General features: G+C 33.4%; 12 protein-coding genes and 1 pseudogene. 11 read left to right on the top strand and 2 right to left on the bottom strand.

Annotation, left to right across the window (positions count from 1 at the left end; translation table 11 throughout):
* Positions 1-47: 47 nt before the first annotated feature.
* The 3 genes from CD33_RS12700 to CD33_RS12690 all read left to right on the top strand — a co-directional run bounded on the left by CD33_RS12700 (position 48) and on the right by CD33_RS12690 (position 1,038).
* Entirely contained in the window at positions 48-308 is a 261-nt protein-coding gene (locus tag CD33_RS12700) for a hypothetical protein (protein WP_036201261.1), read from the top strand.
* 103 nt (positions 309-411) lie between these two features.
* Positions 412-621 (top strand): hypothetical protein, encoded by a 210-nt coding sequence (locus CD33_RS12695; protein ID WP_036201260.1) that lies wholly within the window; start codon positions 412-414, stop codon positions 619-621.
* A 54-nt stretch (positions 622-675) separates the two neighbouring features.
* On the top strand, positions 676-1,038 hold the full coding sequence (locus tag CD33_RS12690) for a cyclic-phosphate processing receiver domain-containing protein (RefSeq protein WP_036201259.1): 363 nt from the start codon (positions 676-678) through the stop codon (positions 1,036-1,038).
* A 255-nt stretch (positions 1,039-1,293) separates the two neighbouring features.
* Here CD33_RS12690 and CD33_RS12685 read toward each other — a convergent pair.
* A pseudogene (locus CD33_RS12685) lies at positions 1,294-2,417 on the bottom strand (IS3 family transposase).
* Between the two features lie 757 nt (positions 2,418-3,174).
* On the opposite strand from CD33_RS12685, the gene CD33_RS12675 reads away from it, so the two are divergent.
* The 6 genes from CD33_RS12675 to CD33_RS12645 all read left to right on the top strand — a co-directional run bounded on the left by CD33_RS12675 (position 3,175) and on the right by CD33_RS12645 (position 14,551).
* The gene (locus CD33_RS12675; protein ID WP_036201257.1) at positions 3,175-5,886 is read left to right on the top strand and encodes a DUF499 family protein; all 2,712 of its coding nucleotides are present in this window, start codon (positions 3,175-3,177) and stop codon (positions 5,884-5,886) included.
* A gap of 4 nt (positions 5,887-5,890) precedes the next feature.
* Positions 5,891-6,880 carry a PglZ domain-containing protein gene (locus CD33_RS12670; protein ID WP_036201256.1) on the top strand — a complete coding sequence of 330 codons (990 nt, stop codon included), beginning with the start codon at positions 5,891-5,893 and terminating at the stop codon, positions 6,878-6,880.
* A 16-nt stretch (positions 6,881-6,896) separates the two neighbouring features.
* A complete protein-coding gene (locus CD33_RS12665) occupies positions 6,897-10,232 on the top strand; it encodes a hypothetical protein (protein WP_036201312.1) in 3,336 nt (1,111 codons plus the stop codon).
* A gap of 1 nt (position 10,233) precedes the next feature.
* Positions 10,234-10,755: a hypothetical protein gene (locus CD33_RS19505; RefSeq protein WP_052130212.1), complete on the top strand. Its 522-nt coding sequence runs from the start codon at positions 10,234-10,236 to the stop codon at positions 10,753-10,755.
* 13 nt (positions 10,756-10,768) lie between these two features.
* Positions 10,769-13,516, top strand: a complete 2,748-nt coding sequence (locus CD33_RS12655) for a DEAD/DEAH box helicase (RefSeq protein ID WP_036201254.1) — start codon at positions 10,769-10,771, stop codon at positions 13,514-13,516.
* Between the two features lie 531 nt (positions 13,517-14,047).
* Positions 14,048-14,551, top strand: coding sequence for an SH3 domain-containing protein (locus CD33_RS12645; protein ID WP_036201251.1), 504 nt, complete (start codon positions 14,048-14,050; stop codon positions 14,549-14,551).
* Between the two features lie 397 nt (positions 14,552-14,948).
* On the opposite strand, the gene CD33_RS19900 is transcribed toward CD33_RS12645, so the two are convergent.
* Positions 14,949-15,137, bottom strand: coding sequence for an N-acetylmuramoyl-L-alanine amidase (locus CD33_RS19900; RefSeq protein ID WP_258516955.1), 189 nt, complete (start codon positions 15,135-15,137; stop codon positions 14,949-14,951).
* A 389-nt stretch (positions 15,138-15,526) separates the two neighbouring features.
* Between CD33_RS19900 and CD33_RS12640 the strand changes: the two genes are divergently transcribed.
* On the top strand, positions 15,527-16,462 hold the full coding sequence (locus tag CD33_RS12640; RefSeq protein ID WP_052130210.1) for a CobW family GTP-binding protein: 936 nt from the start codon (positions 15,527-15,529) through the stop codon (positions 16,460-16,462).
* A 235-nt stretch (positions 16,463-16,697) separates the two neighbouring features.
* A complete protein-coding gene (rpsN, locus tag CD33_RS12635) occupies positions 16,698-16,967 on the top strand; it encodes a 30S ribosomal protein S14 (protein WP_036201250.1) in 270 nt (89 codons plus the stop codon).

Genomic DNA, 16,967 nt, shown 5'->3' with positions numbered 1-16,967 from the left:
GTACAAATTCTTTGCACTAGTCTGCACTTCTATTTTGCAATAAACAAATGAGTTACGAATTTGATCTAGCTTCCGAAGAAAATGAATTTATAGTGGTAAGTAAGGATAGAGATGAAGTTATAAAAACCTTAACATTCAACCAATCAACTCTAGATAAATTGTTGTATGACAAAAAAGACACAGTACACTTCTATAAAATAAAAGCAGGTATGTTAGATCATCTTAGACCAGATGATATTAAACTAATTTCAGAAAAATACTTTGAAAAAACAAAACAAAAGTTAACAATATTACAAGACTATAAGTAAATTAAATAGTGATAAGAGTATCCATTAGTTATTATGTGTGCTCTTTTTTATAATTCTCAAATAATTTATTATTTAATTAATACAACATTGGGAGTGAAATAATTTGAAGTTTGTATACTTTAATGACACTGGTAGAGAAATTGGTATTCATCCAGCAACCAAGGAGCATGGAACTAAATGTGATATGTCAACAATTCAATCATTAGAAGAACGTACTTTCATTCTACCTGAGAATACATATCCTTGGGTGAAAATGTGGGATTATGGAGAAGAACATGGTCTTAGTATTCTAGTTTCTCCTCAAAAGCATTAGTTTTGGAAGTGTGAATGTCTAAAAAATATCAAAATACAGAGTGAGGTTATTCTTTTGACTAGTAAGGTTATTAACCTGTATGTGGATGATTTAAGGGATTGTCCATTGGGATATACAATAGCTAGAAATATGGAAGAGGCAATTTATTACATTGAAAACTATAATGTACATATACTCTCCCTTGACCACGATTTAGGCGAAGATAACAAAGGAACGTTATTACCCACGGGATATGATTTGGTAAAGTATATTTGCGAAAAGGGCTTAAGGGCAAATAAAATTTATCTACATACTGATAATGGTGTTGGAAGAGAAAATATGTATCAAACTCTAAAAGCAGCTCAAAGAAGAGGCTTTATTGATCAAGATATAGAAATATATCATTATTCAATCACTTCCAATAAATATTCTGGTTAAAAGAGCTAATTAACAGCTCTTTTTTTAGTTGAGTTGCTAGAGCTGGAGAAGGATTCCAGGATCTTATTATAAATATTGTTAATAGTTAAACCATTCATAACATCTGCTATTGGGTCTTAGGTTTGATTAATTTTACTAAGGGGATAAATTGTGACAAGGTCTACTTCAACTACGGGAGCTGATTAGTTGAAAAGGGTTTTATACTTTGGTTTAAGCTATAGAAAACTGGAATGTCAACACTAAACTGGACAATTTCTATAAGGTCTGTTGTTTAAATTCTACTGGTGTTAAATAGCCCAGAGTTCCGTGAATTCGAATATTATTAAATCAATGAACATAATCATCAAGTTCGAGAGCGAGCTGTTCAAGAGAAGCGAAGTGAGCTCCGTTTGCGAATTCTGTTTTAAATACTTTGTACATCGCTTCGGCTACGGCGTTATCATAGGGACAACCCTTCATACTTAATGATCGTTGAATCCCAAATGTCTCTAAAGCCTCTGTAATTAGTTTATTATCAAAATCTTTTCCTCGGTCTGTGTGAAACATATTGATATTATGTAAATTTCCTTTAATGCTAGCTAATGCTTGATACACAAGGGCTGCTGGCTTATTCGGACCTGCACTGTGTCCAATAATTTCTCGGTTGAAAAGGTCGACAAATAAGCATACATAGTGCCATTTTTTCTCCACACGAACGTATGTTAAATCACTTACAACTACTGCTAATTGTTCTTCTTGTTTAAACTGGCGTTGTAACTCATTTTTGATTGGCGCCTCATTACAACTTTGTTTGTGTGGCTTGTATTGTGCCACCGTGTATTTTGAAACGAGACCTAATCGTTTCATAATTCGGCCGATTCGACGACGGGAAACAATCTTTTTCATTCTCTCCAATTCTACTTTGAGTTTACGTGTACCATAGTTGCTGCGACTTTCCTTGAAAATTCGCTCGATGTCCTTGGAAAGCTCACCTTCTTCTTTTTCATGGGCTTCTTTTTCACGCAGATTTGCATGATAATAATAGGTGCTTTTGGCAATATTGAGGACGTTACACATTGCTGATATTGAATATTTGTGAGCATTATTTCGGATCACATCTCTTTTCGTCCCATGATCAGCGCTGCTTGCTTTAAAATATCATTCTCCATCAGTAAGCGTTGGTTTTCTTTGCGTAACTTGATTAATTCATTCTCTTCATCAGTACGGTTTTCTTTTGCAGTAAATGTTCCAGTGTCCTGATGGTTTTTAATCCAGCGATCTAACGCAGAAGGCGTTATTTCATATTCTCGGCAGATATCAGCACGTGACTTTCCGTTTTCATAAAGCTTAACTAATTGAAGTTTGAATTCTGGTGTAAAAGTTCGACGTTGACGTGACATAGTAGCACGCTCCCTTAGGTTAGTATGTTAAGTCTACTAGCCCTTATAGTATCTGTCCAACTTAGTGTAGCCGATTCAGTTCTACAATTGGGCTCTTTCCTTGAATAAGGAAGGGGTCTTTTTCCGTTAAAGGGTATTTTCTTTAATAACACTCAATAAGCCAGACATTATTGATTTATATGTAAATCATAAATAAGTGGAATCGCTTATAACACCGATTATGGGATGTGAAAATTACTTCATAAAATGTTGGGGATACTGTGGAAAATCCACTTAAGTATAGGAGATTAATATAATATTAATAGTATAAGAAATTTTAAATATGAAAAATATATAAAAATAATTAAAAAATAGAAATAGATTAGCAATTCTTCTATATAAAAGTTTTAAAAAAGGATGCATCATTCCTAGATAAATTACCTGTGATGTTACTCTTTTTCATTCTCTTTTAAAATTAGCTTTATTTTACGTATGTTTAATGTGTTTTTTCTATAGGTTAGCTTGTGGTAATTTAGTAATAAGTGGCACGATAATATTATTATTAAAGTTCCTTTAACGAATGATAAGGTAATTATTCCCACTAATTGAAAAGTGTTGTAGTATAATAAGAATAAGGGATATAACATAATTTAATGAAAATTCTTTATTACTTATGACATAATGAAGGTAATATACATTGGTAGTATTAAACCTAGATTTTAAAAAGAATAAAATATGCTATTCTAGTGCGGAAAAAGAAAATGGAGGTTATTGTTAAATGCTTGATTTAAAATTAAGGAGCGAATTTAGACCTAAGAGACTTAAGAGAACAGCAATAGATTTTAATAAAGAAATTGAAAAAAATGCTAAAGATTTTTTGGAAATAACTTATCCATCAAATGATTTATTAAAAACAATTGAATCTGTGTCACTTGAACAATCTAGACCAATTGTACTAATTGGTTCCCGTGGCCAAGGTAAATCACATTTATTAACGACTATTTACCATTCATTTATAAATACTGAGATGACAAAAAACTGGTTGGAAAATTGGTCAGTTAAATTAAATAGAGCTGAATTAAATCAAATTAATTTACGTAAAGGTATGCACGTTATAGCGGAAAGTCTTCATTATCAAAACTATAAATACCTTTGGGATTTAATTTTAGAAAAACATCCACATGGAAAATATATTCGAGGTAAGTGGGAGGGGCAAGGCGATAAGAAAACAGATGTTTTAGGACGAGATTTGTTAATAGAAATGTTCAAAGAACAACCTACTGTAGTAATTTTAGACGAATTTCAAACTTGGTATGATGCTCTAACAAATACCAAGCAATACCCTTGGAAAAATTGGGCGTTTAATTTTGTGCAAACATTAGCTGAAATCGCAGAAGAGTTTCCTGATCTTTTAATTTTAGTTGTTTCTGTTCGAAATGGACAATCTGATGCATATCAACAAATTCATAGAAATAACCCAATTATTATTGATTTTAAGGGGCATTATGTCAAAAGAGATCGTAAACGTCTACTTTTACACCGTCTTTTTGAGAATCGTTCCCAAATTTCAAATCTCGATATTAATAATTCTATTCAAGTACATTTAAATGAATATTATCGTTTGTTACAAATTTCAGAAACAGAAAGAGCGGCGATAAGAGAAGAATTTATTGAATCATGGCCGTTTTCTCCTCAATTAATTCAACTTTTAGAAGATCAAATTCTTGTTGCAACAGATGCTCAAGAAACTAGAGATTTAATAAAAATATTAGCAAATTTATTTAAACAACAAACTGAAGATACTTGTATCATAACAGCGGGAAGTTTCTCTATTGAAGAAGATGATGATGGGATTATGTCACTTTTGGATACTGTATCAAATGAATATCATAAAACTCTGAGAGAAAAAGCTCAAAGAAATCTACAAGCTGTAAGGGATGCTGTAAATTATAAAAATCAAATACCTCATGCTTCATATATTTTAAGTTCACTTTGGATTCATTCACTAGCAATTAACAAACAAGCTGGAGCGGAAAGAGCAATTTTACAGGTTGATATAACTCAACGAGAACCAATAGATGATAATAGCTTTTTAATTGAGATGACTACAATAATTGATAATAGTTTTAATATCCATGAAGTAGGAGACAAGCTTGTATTTAAAGAAGAAGAAAATCCTCAAGCAAAATTGTTAGCCTTTTCAAGAAATGACAAATTATTTCAAGATGGATCAGACATTGATCAATTAGCTAAACAAGTTAGATATGTCATTGGTGGAGAGGAATCTGTTACATCAAAATACCAAGTAGTTGTTTTGAAATCTAATTGGAATAGAGATCCTTGGTCTAGTTTAGAGGATAATCTTCATCCTTCGAAATGGGATAATCGAATTCCTATTGTAGTTATTCCAGAAAGTCTTGAGGAAATCGAAGAAACTTTAGGCAAATGGTTAATAGACCATGTTCCTTCTAAACGTAATACAATTAGATTTCTTATCCCTAAAAGAGGGCAAGAAAATATTTATACTGATTATTCATTATTAGTTCTAGCACGTGCAACTTTAAAGGCGAACGAATGGAAAAAAAATGAACCTGAGTATAGAGCATTATCAAAAAAATATCAAGACGAATTGAAAGTTCATTTAAATTCATTATTTGATCGGTTTGCTATTTTAGATACTTGGAATTATAGCAATCCAAAAGAATGCGTATTCCATATTGAAAATCACCAAGCAAAAGGAAAAGATATTCCAGAAACAATGGATTCATTTATTAAGCAATCGATTTTTGATCCAGAAGAATTTAATGATTTAGTTATAGAACTTGCAGATAATAATGACTCTGTATCAAGATTGCTTTCGGATTTACAAGAACCACGTCCAGGAGGTCAAGAATGTATTCCTTGGTTAGGTGAAACTGAAATTAAAGATAAATTAATACACTTATGTGCAAAGGGTAAAATTGCTATTGATCTAAGAGGTATGGAATTGCTTATTTTAAAACCTGGTGAAAATGAACAAGATGCATGGCACAGAATGAAGGGGAAATTAGGAACAGGAAATCATTTAAATCAAACATACATTAAGTCACCTAGTGCTATTACGTCTTCAACTGCATTTATTATTAGCCCTACTAGTCAGGATGAGACTGATTCTACTACAGGTAATGAAAATATCGGTAATACGTTAACGAGTACGGGAAGCTTATTTGGGCAACAAGAAACAGAAAAGCCGCCTTATTTTGGAGAAAACCATGTTGTTAATATTTTTGATCCAAATCAATCAAATGTATCAGTGAAACGTTTACAAGCAGATCAAACTTCCTCATTAAACCTAATAGGAAAAATTGAAAGATGGGGAATTAATCCAGGTACAAAGATTAAAAGTATTTCACTAAATATCAATGAAATGACGGGTGCTCAATTACAACAGTTATTGCGTGTGTTACCAGATGGGGTAACGTATGGACTAGAATTAGACAAGGAGGAATAATATAGTGACTAAAACTTTACTTGATAATATTCTATTGGAACAATCAAATATAAAGGCTTGGAGTAATATAAAGGAATCACTATATAATATTTTTTCTCAACCATTTTCAGGAGTACCTGTTCAAGAAATTATTAAGCGTGAAAAAACAGTAACAAGTATTGAAACATTAATATCAGGTACTTCATGGGATCTTTGGTACAGCTTTGATGATGCTGTACCAAAAACTGCACACCAGATTACAGATTTTTGGAATAATAATTTGAATGGGAAAGCCTTATTAATATTAGATGGTTTATCGTTACGAGAAATGCCTTTTTTTCTTATTGAGGCAAAAAAACGAGGATTCATTATACATCAAGCAGATGCAACCGCCTCTGCTTTACCAAGTGATACAACCTTTTTTGCAAAAAGCCTAGGTTTTTCACAACGCTCTTCACTTGATAACAATCAAGCTGGTAACAGTCATAGTTTGGAAGGTGCAATTACAGAAGTGACAGATTTACCTTGGAAGGATTGTGTACAACTAATTGGAAGTAATCCTAATGTGGTTTTATGGCATACTTGGTTTGATGATAGAATTCATGAATATCAAGTACCAGGTAAAGGTATTCGTGAATTGATTACCAAAAGTAGTGAGCAATTTACTTCTGATGATTTTTGGCATCTTATCGAAAATTTGGCTAATGGGAGAAGATTAGTAATTACAAGTGACCATGGATATGCTTCAACGGGCGATTTTATTAATATTGATGGCGAACAAGCAGAATATTTAAAAGCAAAATATAAAAATCAGAGATTTATTAAAAATGATAAAGTTTTAGAGGCGTCATTTGTTCCACCAATTGACATACAGATTGAGCTTAATAATGGTCTCTATTCATTTGTTCTGGGTAGAAGAAAATGGAAGAACTCTGGGGGATACCCAACGTTAGCACATGGTGGCCTGTCTTTAATGGAGACATTTGTACCGTTTTTTGAAGTATCGAAAAGTTGAGTTAGGAGCGGCAAAAGTGGCAAAAACAAAAAAGCAAATTATTGAAGAAAAAATAATAAACTCTATTCAAGCAGGAAAGAAAGTGGAATTTGAAACTGTAAATTTCTCAGATCCAAATCGTCCTAAAACAGTTTTAGAGGTAGATTTTCCAATACTCCCAGTAAACCAAGTAGCTGTTATTGAAGGAAATTCAAGTAAACCAATATATCAAATGTCAAAATGGTGGGCTAGAAGGCGGTCAAGTGTTTTTAGAACGATGTTATTAGCAGCAGTAATGAAGTCACCTGATGATCCAATCAATGCCTCACAAAGCGTCTGGAAGAAATATTACAATAACCATCAATATAATAATGCACTAAAGAATCTCAAAGTAGCTGATGTCTTTATGGGTGGGGGAACTACAATTGTAGAAGGTTCTCGTTTAGGTATGCAAATGATTGGGAACGATTTAAATCCTGTCGCATGGCTAGTTGTAAAGAATGAGATGTCACAAGTAGATATTAATGAAGTAAGAAAAATTGAAAAACAAATAGAAAGTGAAGTAAAGCCAAAATTAATGCCTTATGTTGCATGTAACTGTCCACGAGGTCACCACGGTAAATGGTTAAAATTTATCGATAAGAATGTTCCAATTCAACCTTATTATGATGATTTTACTTTTGGTGAACCAACAGCAAATGAATTAAAAAAGTTTGAAAAGTCTATCTCTACTTTTGAAGGATGGCTTAATTGGTTTAAACAAAGAGAATTTAAATTTGAAATTATGCCAATTGATTTTGATCCTTTTAAATTGACTGATGAAGAACGCTTATATTATCGCTATTGGGGGCCAGAAATTATATATACATTTTGGGCAAAACATGGACCTTGTCAAAATACAGGATGTAACCATAAAACACCTATTATGACAAATCCAATAGTTTCTGTTAAGGAATTGTCTGTAAAAAGTTGGAAAGATTATAAGTGTTCAAGTTGTAATCATGAGTTTGATATAGAATTGAAAGAAGCGAGAATGGCTCCAGGGGCTACTCAAATTATTTCGCAAAACGAAAAAAGTTTTACAATCGTTGATGAAGAAGGGTATTTTGAGTGTCCTAGTTGTAATCAGAAAGAGAAAAAGGATATTTTAGATCCTAAAAAAGCAAAGGGGAAAAAAATAGCACTAACATTATTAATTCATCCATCTTGGCTTAAGGGTTCAAAGGTTGTAGGAGGGACATCCTCTGATAAGATAGAAGATACTATAGAGTGGAACAATGAACGTGCAAAAGTAAATAAATTAATAGAGGTCAGAGGAAAATTGCCTGAGTACATCACTTGTCCTGATACTGGCATTACATTTGCTACGGGACTAGAATCAGGTTCAAGTAAAGGGAGAGGGAAGTTTATTTGTGCTGATTGTGGTACACAACAGCAATTGTCAAACTCTTTATCTTTAAGTGAAAAAGATGCTCCTATTTCAATATATGCATATCATGGTTACTGTCCAGATTGTGACCATAACGGTGAGTTGTATAACGGGAGGTTTTTCTTCGAAGCATCTGATGTTAAAAGTTATAACAAAGCAAGTTTAGAATGGGAAACCAAAAAAGAAAGTGAATTAAAAGGCTTTTGGCCAGAAGAAGAGATTGTTTTTAGTCATCAAACACATCAAAGAGATAATTTGCCGAATCATGGGTATTCACATTGGTGGAAAATGTTTAATAAAAGGCAATTACTTATTCTAAGTACTTTATTTAAAAGTATTGTAAAGCAAGACACTAATCAAGATGTAAAAGATATATTTTTGGGTGCATTTCAATCGTATCTCAGAAATCAAAATACATTTTGTATCTGGAATGCGCAAGGAGATAAGCTCGAACCACATTTCAGCAATAATAACTACTACCCTAAAATGAATTTTGTTGAAAATAATATTTTTGCTAATTTTGGACGAGGTAATTGGAATTCTTCTCTAGGAGCATTATATAAAGCAGAAGAGTGGAAAAAAGATACTTATGAGTTAGTAGCTACAGACTATCTTTCAACTATGGATGATAATTTGTCAGAATCCTTAACCTCTAAAAGTTTTAAGGTAAAGACAGGAGACCCGCTTTTAAGTACTGTAAATTTAACTTGTGGCTCTTCTACAGAGTTAAATTTAGAAACTGAAAGTATAGATTTGGTAATTACTGATCCTCCGTTTGGAGATAATGTTCAATATGCCGAATTAGCAGATTTCTTTTATGTATGGTTACAAAAAGCATTGGTGAACGAGTATCCACATATTTTTGGAAATGCATACACTCCAAAGGCACTTGAAGCTGTTACTAATAGAGCTAGACATCCTGAAAATTCAGACGATTTTTATCAAAGAATACTCACTGAAGTTTGGAAAGAAAGTAATAGAATTTTAAAGGAGGCAGGAATTCTAGCATTTACTTTTCATCATAGCGAGGATGAACCATGGATAGCCGTACTAGAAAGCTTATTTAATGCTGGATTCTATCTAGAAGCTACTTACCCTATTCGTAGTGACGAGTCCAAGGGGGATAATGCGGAATTCGGTTCGAAGAAAATCGAATATGATATTATCCATGTCTGTAGAAAAAGAACTGAAGAACCACAACGTATTAGTTGGGCAAGACTTCGTAAAAGAATGGTTAAAGATATTAGACAATTGGAAGACATATTAGCAAACCATTTAGCATCGGGCTTAACTGAATCAGATATACAAGTGATTCGAAGAGGGAAAGCATTAGAATACTTTTCTAAACATTACGGAGAAGTATATGTTGAAGAGGGAAGACCGTTTTCAGTTAAGGAAGCTTTAATTGGTATCAATCAAATATTAAATGACGAAAAAGATAGTAATTTAGAATCAGTACCATTTGAGGCAGAAGTAATGACACGCCAATTCCTAAGAATTTTTAATAAAACAATTTCGTTGTCACGTAATGAAATGCAGAATTTCCTTAGAGGTACAGGTCTATCTGCTAATGATTTTGAAAGTAAGAATTGGGTTACTGAAAAAAATCGTATATTCACAATGGTTTCACCACTTGAATTTGCTAAAGATTGGAAAGGCAAGTATAGAAAAGGATTGTCTCATGATTTAGATCAAACGTTATTCTTTATAGGAGCTTGTTTTGAGAATAGCGGAATTAATGTTAATGATACGTTAGCAAATTCTAATTTTAAGTTGCACCCAGCAGTTTTACCTTTATTAAGCTGGTTTACTAGAAATGGAGGTAACTCAGAAATAAAGCAGGCTGCTATGAAAGCACATCAAATTTGCGGAGTATGGTTGGCACGTAATCCCGAGAAAGAAAATGAACAATTAGCCTTATTCGGACTAGATGAGGGGGAATAAGATGGTTTCAACAATAAGTTCTGATACATGGGTTCGAAAAGGAATTTCACTCCTTTGGGATGCTTCAAAGCTATCTTCGATAACTAATGTTCAGAGTATACTTAGTGTTAGACAATTTTTAAGTTTTTATAAAACAGAATGGCCAGACGAATTATTATCGGCAAATGGTTACGCAATGATTGTTAGTGGTTTAGATACTTTAATAGATGTTATGGAGCCTGAAGAAATTATTGATTGGCTTGAGAATAATTTTTATCGGGCACTTCTATCTTTTCAAAGTATGTATGAGGGGCAGTGTTCACTAATTTTTTGGATACCTGATGGTCAAAAACGTTTAGAACAAAAAGCAGATGGGATATATTATTGGAATTGCAGTGGTCCATATAATGGTATTCAAATTCCTTTAAGTCGATGCCTTTGGAATGGAGCTGCAATTGATGCAAAATTAATAATTAATAATCAAAATAGTTTTGATTTGAATGATAAGAATTGTATCGGTATATATCATCCGAGAATTTCTTAAGAAGGTGATAATAATGAAATTTCAAATAGGGCAAAGGGTATTTCATAGCGAGCATGGCGAAGGCGTTATTATTGGCATTTTAAGTAATGGTTTTATGCAAGTATTCTTTAGTAATGGTGAGAGAAGGGTATCAATTGATACCCTTTCGTATTTGTTAAGTCGTTCCGAACAAATAATTAGCCATCTTGGTATAGGTGAACAACGTATAAAAAAAGCTTGGTTAGCGTACCAATCATATAAACTACCATTACTTGACAGTGCAGCAATCCTTACTTCTGCAAAGATTGATTTGTTGCCTCACCAAGTAGTCTTAACTCATCGAATTGCAACTGCATCACCAAGAAGATATTTAGTAGCGGATGAAGTTGGATTAGGAAAAACAATTGAAACGGCTTTAATACTGAGAGAATTGGCCAGTAGGGGAGAATTGGAAAGGGCTTTAATGATTGTTCCAGCAGGATTAGTAAATAACTGGCATAGAGAATTAAATGAAGTATTTAACTTGAACTTTGAAGTTTTTGGTAGTGAAGGGGATGTTACAGATAGACGCTCCAATGCTTTTGCTAAACATAACCGACTCATTGCAAGTATAGATACATTAAAAAGAAAATCACGGATTGACAAATTACGAGAGGCTCCTATATGGGATTTAGTAGTATTTGACGAGGCACATCATTTAACTGCCTATAAAAATGGCGGTAAGGTAAAGAAAACAGAGAATTATAAGTTAGCAGAGGTAATGCGAGAGCTTTCAAGAGATTTGATTTTATTATCTGCAACTCCACACCAAGGTGATAATTTTAGGTTTTGGTTGCTGACTAAACTACTAAATCCAGCTCTATTTCATAATACAGATGATATGCTTGAAAATAGACATAGATTAAATGAAGTTGTTTTTCGTCGAACAAAAGCTGATGCATGTAAAGCTGATGGTTCAACTTTATTCGCTAGAAGATTTGTGCAAACAGAATCATTTATTATGTCCACTGAAGAAAGGATATTTTATCAAGAGCTTGTTGAGTATTTAGCAGATGGATTTGCACTTGCAAATCGTGAAGGAGCTAAAGGAAGAGCGCTGGGTTTTGTTATGACAATTTTTCAAAAAATAGCTGCTTCTAGTTTTGCTGCTGTTAATAGAACTTTGCGACGAAGATTGTTGGCTCTTACAATTCAAGAGGGAATTGTTCATGATGGAAATCTTGATATTGATGCTAGAGAAAATGCATTCAATGAAGCACGGGAGATTATTCGAGCAGAATATAAACTTGGGGATGATCGATTATCTAACCTTGAAGTAGATCATATTCTTTCTGATTATAAACGGAAAATTCTTAAGAAAATGAGCGAAGAAGATTTATTAGTAGCAGCAGATTCAAGCTCTAGTGAATTGGAACTAGGAAATGCAGAAGAGTCTATACTGACAGCAATTAAGTATGCTCTACCAGAAGAACGTTGTCGAATAAAAAAATTATTATCCAAGAGCCCTATTAATCTAGAGACAAAAGTTAAGAAACTTCTTCATGCATTAGGTGTACTATGGAATAGCAATCCTAATGAAAAAATTGTAATTTTTGCTACATATCTAGGTACTGTCGAGATGTTGTCAAATGAAATTGAAAAATACTATCCAGGACAAGGTGTAACTGTGTTAAAAGGTGGGGACCATGGAGCTAAGGTTGCTGCTGAGAAGAGATTCAAAAATCCTAATGGCCCTAAAGTGTTAATTTCAACAGCAGCAGGTAGAGAGGGAATAAATCTTCAATTTGCTAGAATACTGTTTAATTTTGATTTACCTTGGAACCCTATGGATGTTGAACAAAGGATAGGTCGAATTCATAGATATGGTCAACAAGATACAGCACAAGTCTATAATTTAATCTTGTCAGATACAATTGAAGGAAAAATATATTTATTGTTAGATGAAAAGCTTAAAGAGATTGCTAAAACATTGGGTAAATTAGACGAGTCGGGTAATGTTGCTGAGGATTTACAATCACAAATTTTAGGACAACTTTCAGAAAAACTGAACTATGAAAAGTTATACAATAATGCCCTAAATGATCCAGAGTTGAAAAGAACGAAATATGAATTAGAAGCAGCTATGAGTAACGCTGTTGAAGCGAAAAAAGCTGTATCTGAATTGTTTCAAGAATTGGACCGTTTTAGTTTAGATGAATATAAACCTATCTCAGATGTTGAGTCTGGTATGGAAGAGCTAGAAAATTTTATTCGATTAGCGATTCTACAAGAGAATGGAAGTTTTATTAAATCTGAAGATAATATAATTGAGGTTACGGATTCGAACTTTACTAAGTTACATTTAACAACAGAACGGGAAATGTCCTTAAAAGAAGAAAATATAGAGTTGTTAGGGCTAGATCATCCTTTAGTAAGCCGTTACATTGAAATTTATCAAAATCAGGATCCTAAATATCTGGGAATTATCGTAAAAAGTAGAGATCAAATGAATGGTATTGTCTCTATATGGAATGTAACAGTACAAGGTGAGAAAAAGGATATTAAGCAATATGTAGTATCTATTGCTACAGATTTAGATGGTAATAGAATACCTAAATGGGAAAAACAATTAGATGAAATATTCCAATTCAATTCGGCAGATAATATTCCTGATATAAATAGAGAGTATTTATTAAAAGATCTAATTGAGCCAATGCTGCAAAGGGATTTGATTTATAAGGGTATAGTTACAGAAGATAGAGATTATCAAACTAAGTTAATAGGTTGGATAGAAGTTTTATAAAATATTTGTTGTTAGGTATATAAGTTGAATTAAAAGTATTAATTTGAATTGCCCCCGCAATAGTATTTTTGTTAAATGTAGTCAAAAGCGTAGTCAAAGAATTTTTAAAGTAGTCAAAAACCCTTGTAAAAACTGCTGTTAATACCTTTCTAGGAGAAGCGGGTTCGACTCCCGCCGTCTCCATTAATACGAGTGCAATGGATTTCAAATAGTGTCTAACCCCTTGAATATCAAGGGTTTTTTATTTTCTCCCTTTAGACGCTAGTGGGGCAAGATAAAGGAGAAAATGAATTAAAGTAAAACGAATAACATAAGAAGGTTTGTGAACTAATTTCACTAGATAACAAGGTAAGGCTTGAATTGGATTCAATACGACGTAGGCCTTTTTTAATTATAATAAAAGACTACATCCGATTGAACGCAGTATAAAAAAATGCAATAAGTTAATACCACTAATGGGTATTAATGTAAATAATTATTGGCGATAAATTATATTAATGCTATTGTATATTTATATTAAGGGGGAGTATTATGGGGAAAGTGAGATTAGTTCTAACTTTAAGTATATTTTTGCTTTTAATAGGTTGTTCCGATAAAGAAGAAATAGATTCTACTGCTCAAGATAGCGCAACTCAAATTGATGAACTAAAAGAAGAGAATCAGAAATTAAAAGATGAATTGGAGAAGTTGAAAAGTGATTATAGTGCACATCTCCAACAATTTGATAGTACATCCAGAACGATTATGAGATTAATCAATGAAAAGCAATATGAACAAATAAAAACCGATTATAACACTGAGTTTAATGTGGGAAATGGAGAAATAAACTTCAAAACCCCGACTAATACAAATAGTGCGGGATTCCCGATTGAGAAAGCAAAACTCCCAATGTACATTGCTTATTTTAATGTTCAGTCTGACAGTACAGACATTGGTTATTATTTAGAAGACTTAGAAAAAGAAGAGAGGCTTTCGATAAGTTTTGTATACGATCAAAAAGGAAATTTCCAATATATTTATATTGGTGATGTTTGATAAAAGAAGACACCGAATACTGTGCTAGTATTTGGTGTCTTTTTAAGTTTACATAAGTGGTGTACTATTAACCTCATTTTTAATACCCTCAGCAATAGCTTTTCCTGTACATTCTGCGTCTGTATTTAATTTGCTTGCGTATGATGTATTGCTTAAAACTAACTTCAACTAAAATTGCCCAAGCTTTATTATCTGTGTAAAGAACTCGTAAGGTATCACGTTCTACGGCAGGGGTTGAACGTTGGGCCATACCTGTACGTAAAGAACGGTAGAGTTTACCTTTGTCGGTAAAGATCTATTATTCTACTAGAAAGAGGATGGATCAGTGTTTCTACGCCATTAGCAGAGGTAGAAGTTGCTGCATTATTGTGAATGCACACAAAGCTCCGAAAGAATTTCAACCATTAACACGCGCGTTGAAATCTGTAGTCAAATCCGAACTCAGTGCAGAAGCAGTTGTTCGACTCTGTTTAGTTAATGCTCCATAAGCTTTAAGTTGAGCATTAGCAATTTTGAGAACAACATCACGTTCAATTAAACCATTCGCCGTTGCACCTGGCCATGGATTACCATGTCCTGGATCAATAACGATTCAGTGATTTCCCAAAATTTTCTCAGATATAATCACGCTCCCATTTGTAATACATGATTCACTTATTTCTTGACGTATGAAATGATTGAAGGTACGATTCAAATCGTAATCATTACTATTTGTGTGATGTTGATTAAACGAGGTAAGTAATACTTTAGCTATACAGAAACAGGAGAGTGATATGATATCACGACTATAAATAAGCGTTAACCAAGAAATATTAGTTTATGAATTACCCTCTTATACAGATGTATTGATTCAATTGATGATGGCGTATTAACGAGGGAAACTCCATCCCAATACACCACTAACTGCGGTACGGAGAACTTGAAAATCACAGTAATGGATATGAATGAAAAGAAAAGCGATGGAAGTGAAACAGTATGATGAAAAACGTAGAGGTCGTAATTTTGAGTGGTTTTTTAGGTAGTGGGAAAACAACATTACTTCAGAATCTATTAGACCAGGAGAAGAAACACGATCGAAAATATGCCGTCGTCATGAATGAAATAGGAAATGTCTCGATTGACAGTGATATTTTAAGCGACGGAACAAGGATTGAAGAAATTGTGAATGGTTGTATTTGCTGTACTAATAAAAGCCAGCTTGAAAAGGCCATATTAACACTCACATTAATGGAGCAGCCCGATGTGATTTATATAGAAAGTTCTGGCATTGCTCATCCAATGGAAATCTATGATACATGCCTTTCGCCGGTGATTGCGGAAAATATTTTCGTTAAAAGTATTATGACCGTGTTGGACGGCCCTTTATGGTTAAATCAAAAAAGATTAAGCCTGAAAATCAGAAAGCTATTGGAAGAACAAGTTCGTTATGCGGATCAGATTCTAATTAACAAAATGGATTTATTGAACAATCTTGAATATGAAAAGTTGCTAACTGAAGTCAATGGATTGAATCCTTTAGCTGTCAAGAAGATGACGACTTACTCCAAAATATCATTAGAAGATATTGCGCATAGAGAGGAAAAAGTAACCGTTGCTCATGAACAACTGCATGTGGAAAATCATCTGCACGTCTCAAGTTTAACGTACTTATTTGAAGAACCGATTAACCGAGGAGCCTTTATGGAATGGTTAAACGAAATTCCTTCATCCATCTATCGAATTAAAGGTTTTTTACGCTTTGACAATGAACCCGATTATACTTATTTATTCCAATACGCATATGGCGTGCCTTACTTTATTGAATCAGAAATCAATTTCTCCATGAATTTGGTAATGATAGGGGAAAATTTAAATAAAGAAACATGTATCAAACAATTGAATGGACTTAGACATTCTGCAAAGAAAATATAGAATCTCGGGCGGCAATTAAAATCCTGAATGAAAATAACGGAGTGATTGACGTTTGCGCTAAGAATTGCTTCCTTAATGATAAAACTTTTTACCCTTCGGTTAGTAAAAACTTGAAATAAAGAAGGAACCTGTATATTATACAAAGCGTAATCATTACTATTTACACAATGAAGTTTTATGAAGTGGAGGGACGGAACAATTTCATCTCATTCAATTAAACCAAGGAGGAAACAACATGGCTAAAAAGTCAAAGGTCGTACGAGATCAAAAACAAAGGGAAATGGTGGCTCGATACGCCGAACTGAGAAAAGAGTTGAAAGAAAAGGGAGATTATAAGGCGTTGGCTAAATTGCCAAGGGACTCTTCACCTTCGCGCTTGAAAAATCGCTGTGAAATGACGGGAAGACCGAGAGGCTATATGCGGAAATTTGGACTTTCCCGTATCGCGTTTCGGGAGTTGGCCCACAAAGGACAGATTCCAGGCGTGAAAAAGTCCAGCTGGTAA

The organism is Ureibacillus sinduriensis BLB-1 = JCM 15800 (assembly GCF_000772955.1).
Lineage (GTDB): Bacteria > Bacillota > Bacilli > Bacillales_A > Planococcaceae > Ureibacillus > Ureibacillus sinduriensis.
The sequence above is the reverse complement of the archived record's forward strand: the minus strand, read 5'-3'. Positions and strand labels throughout refer to the sequence as shown.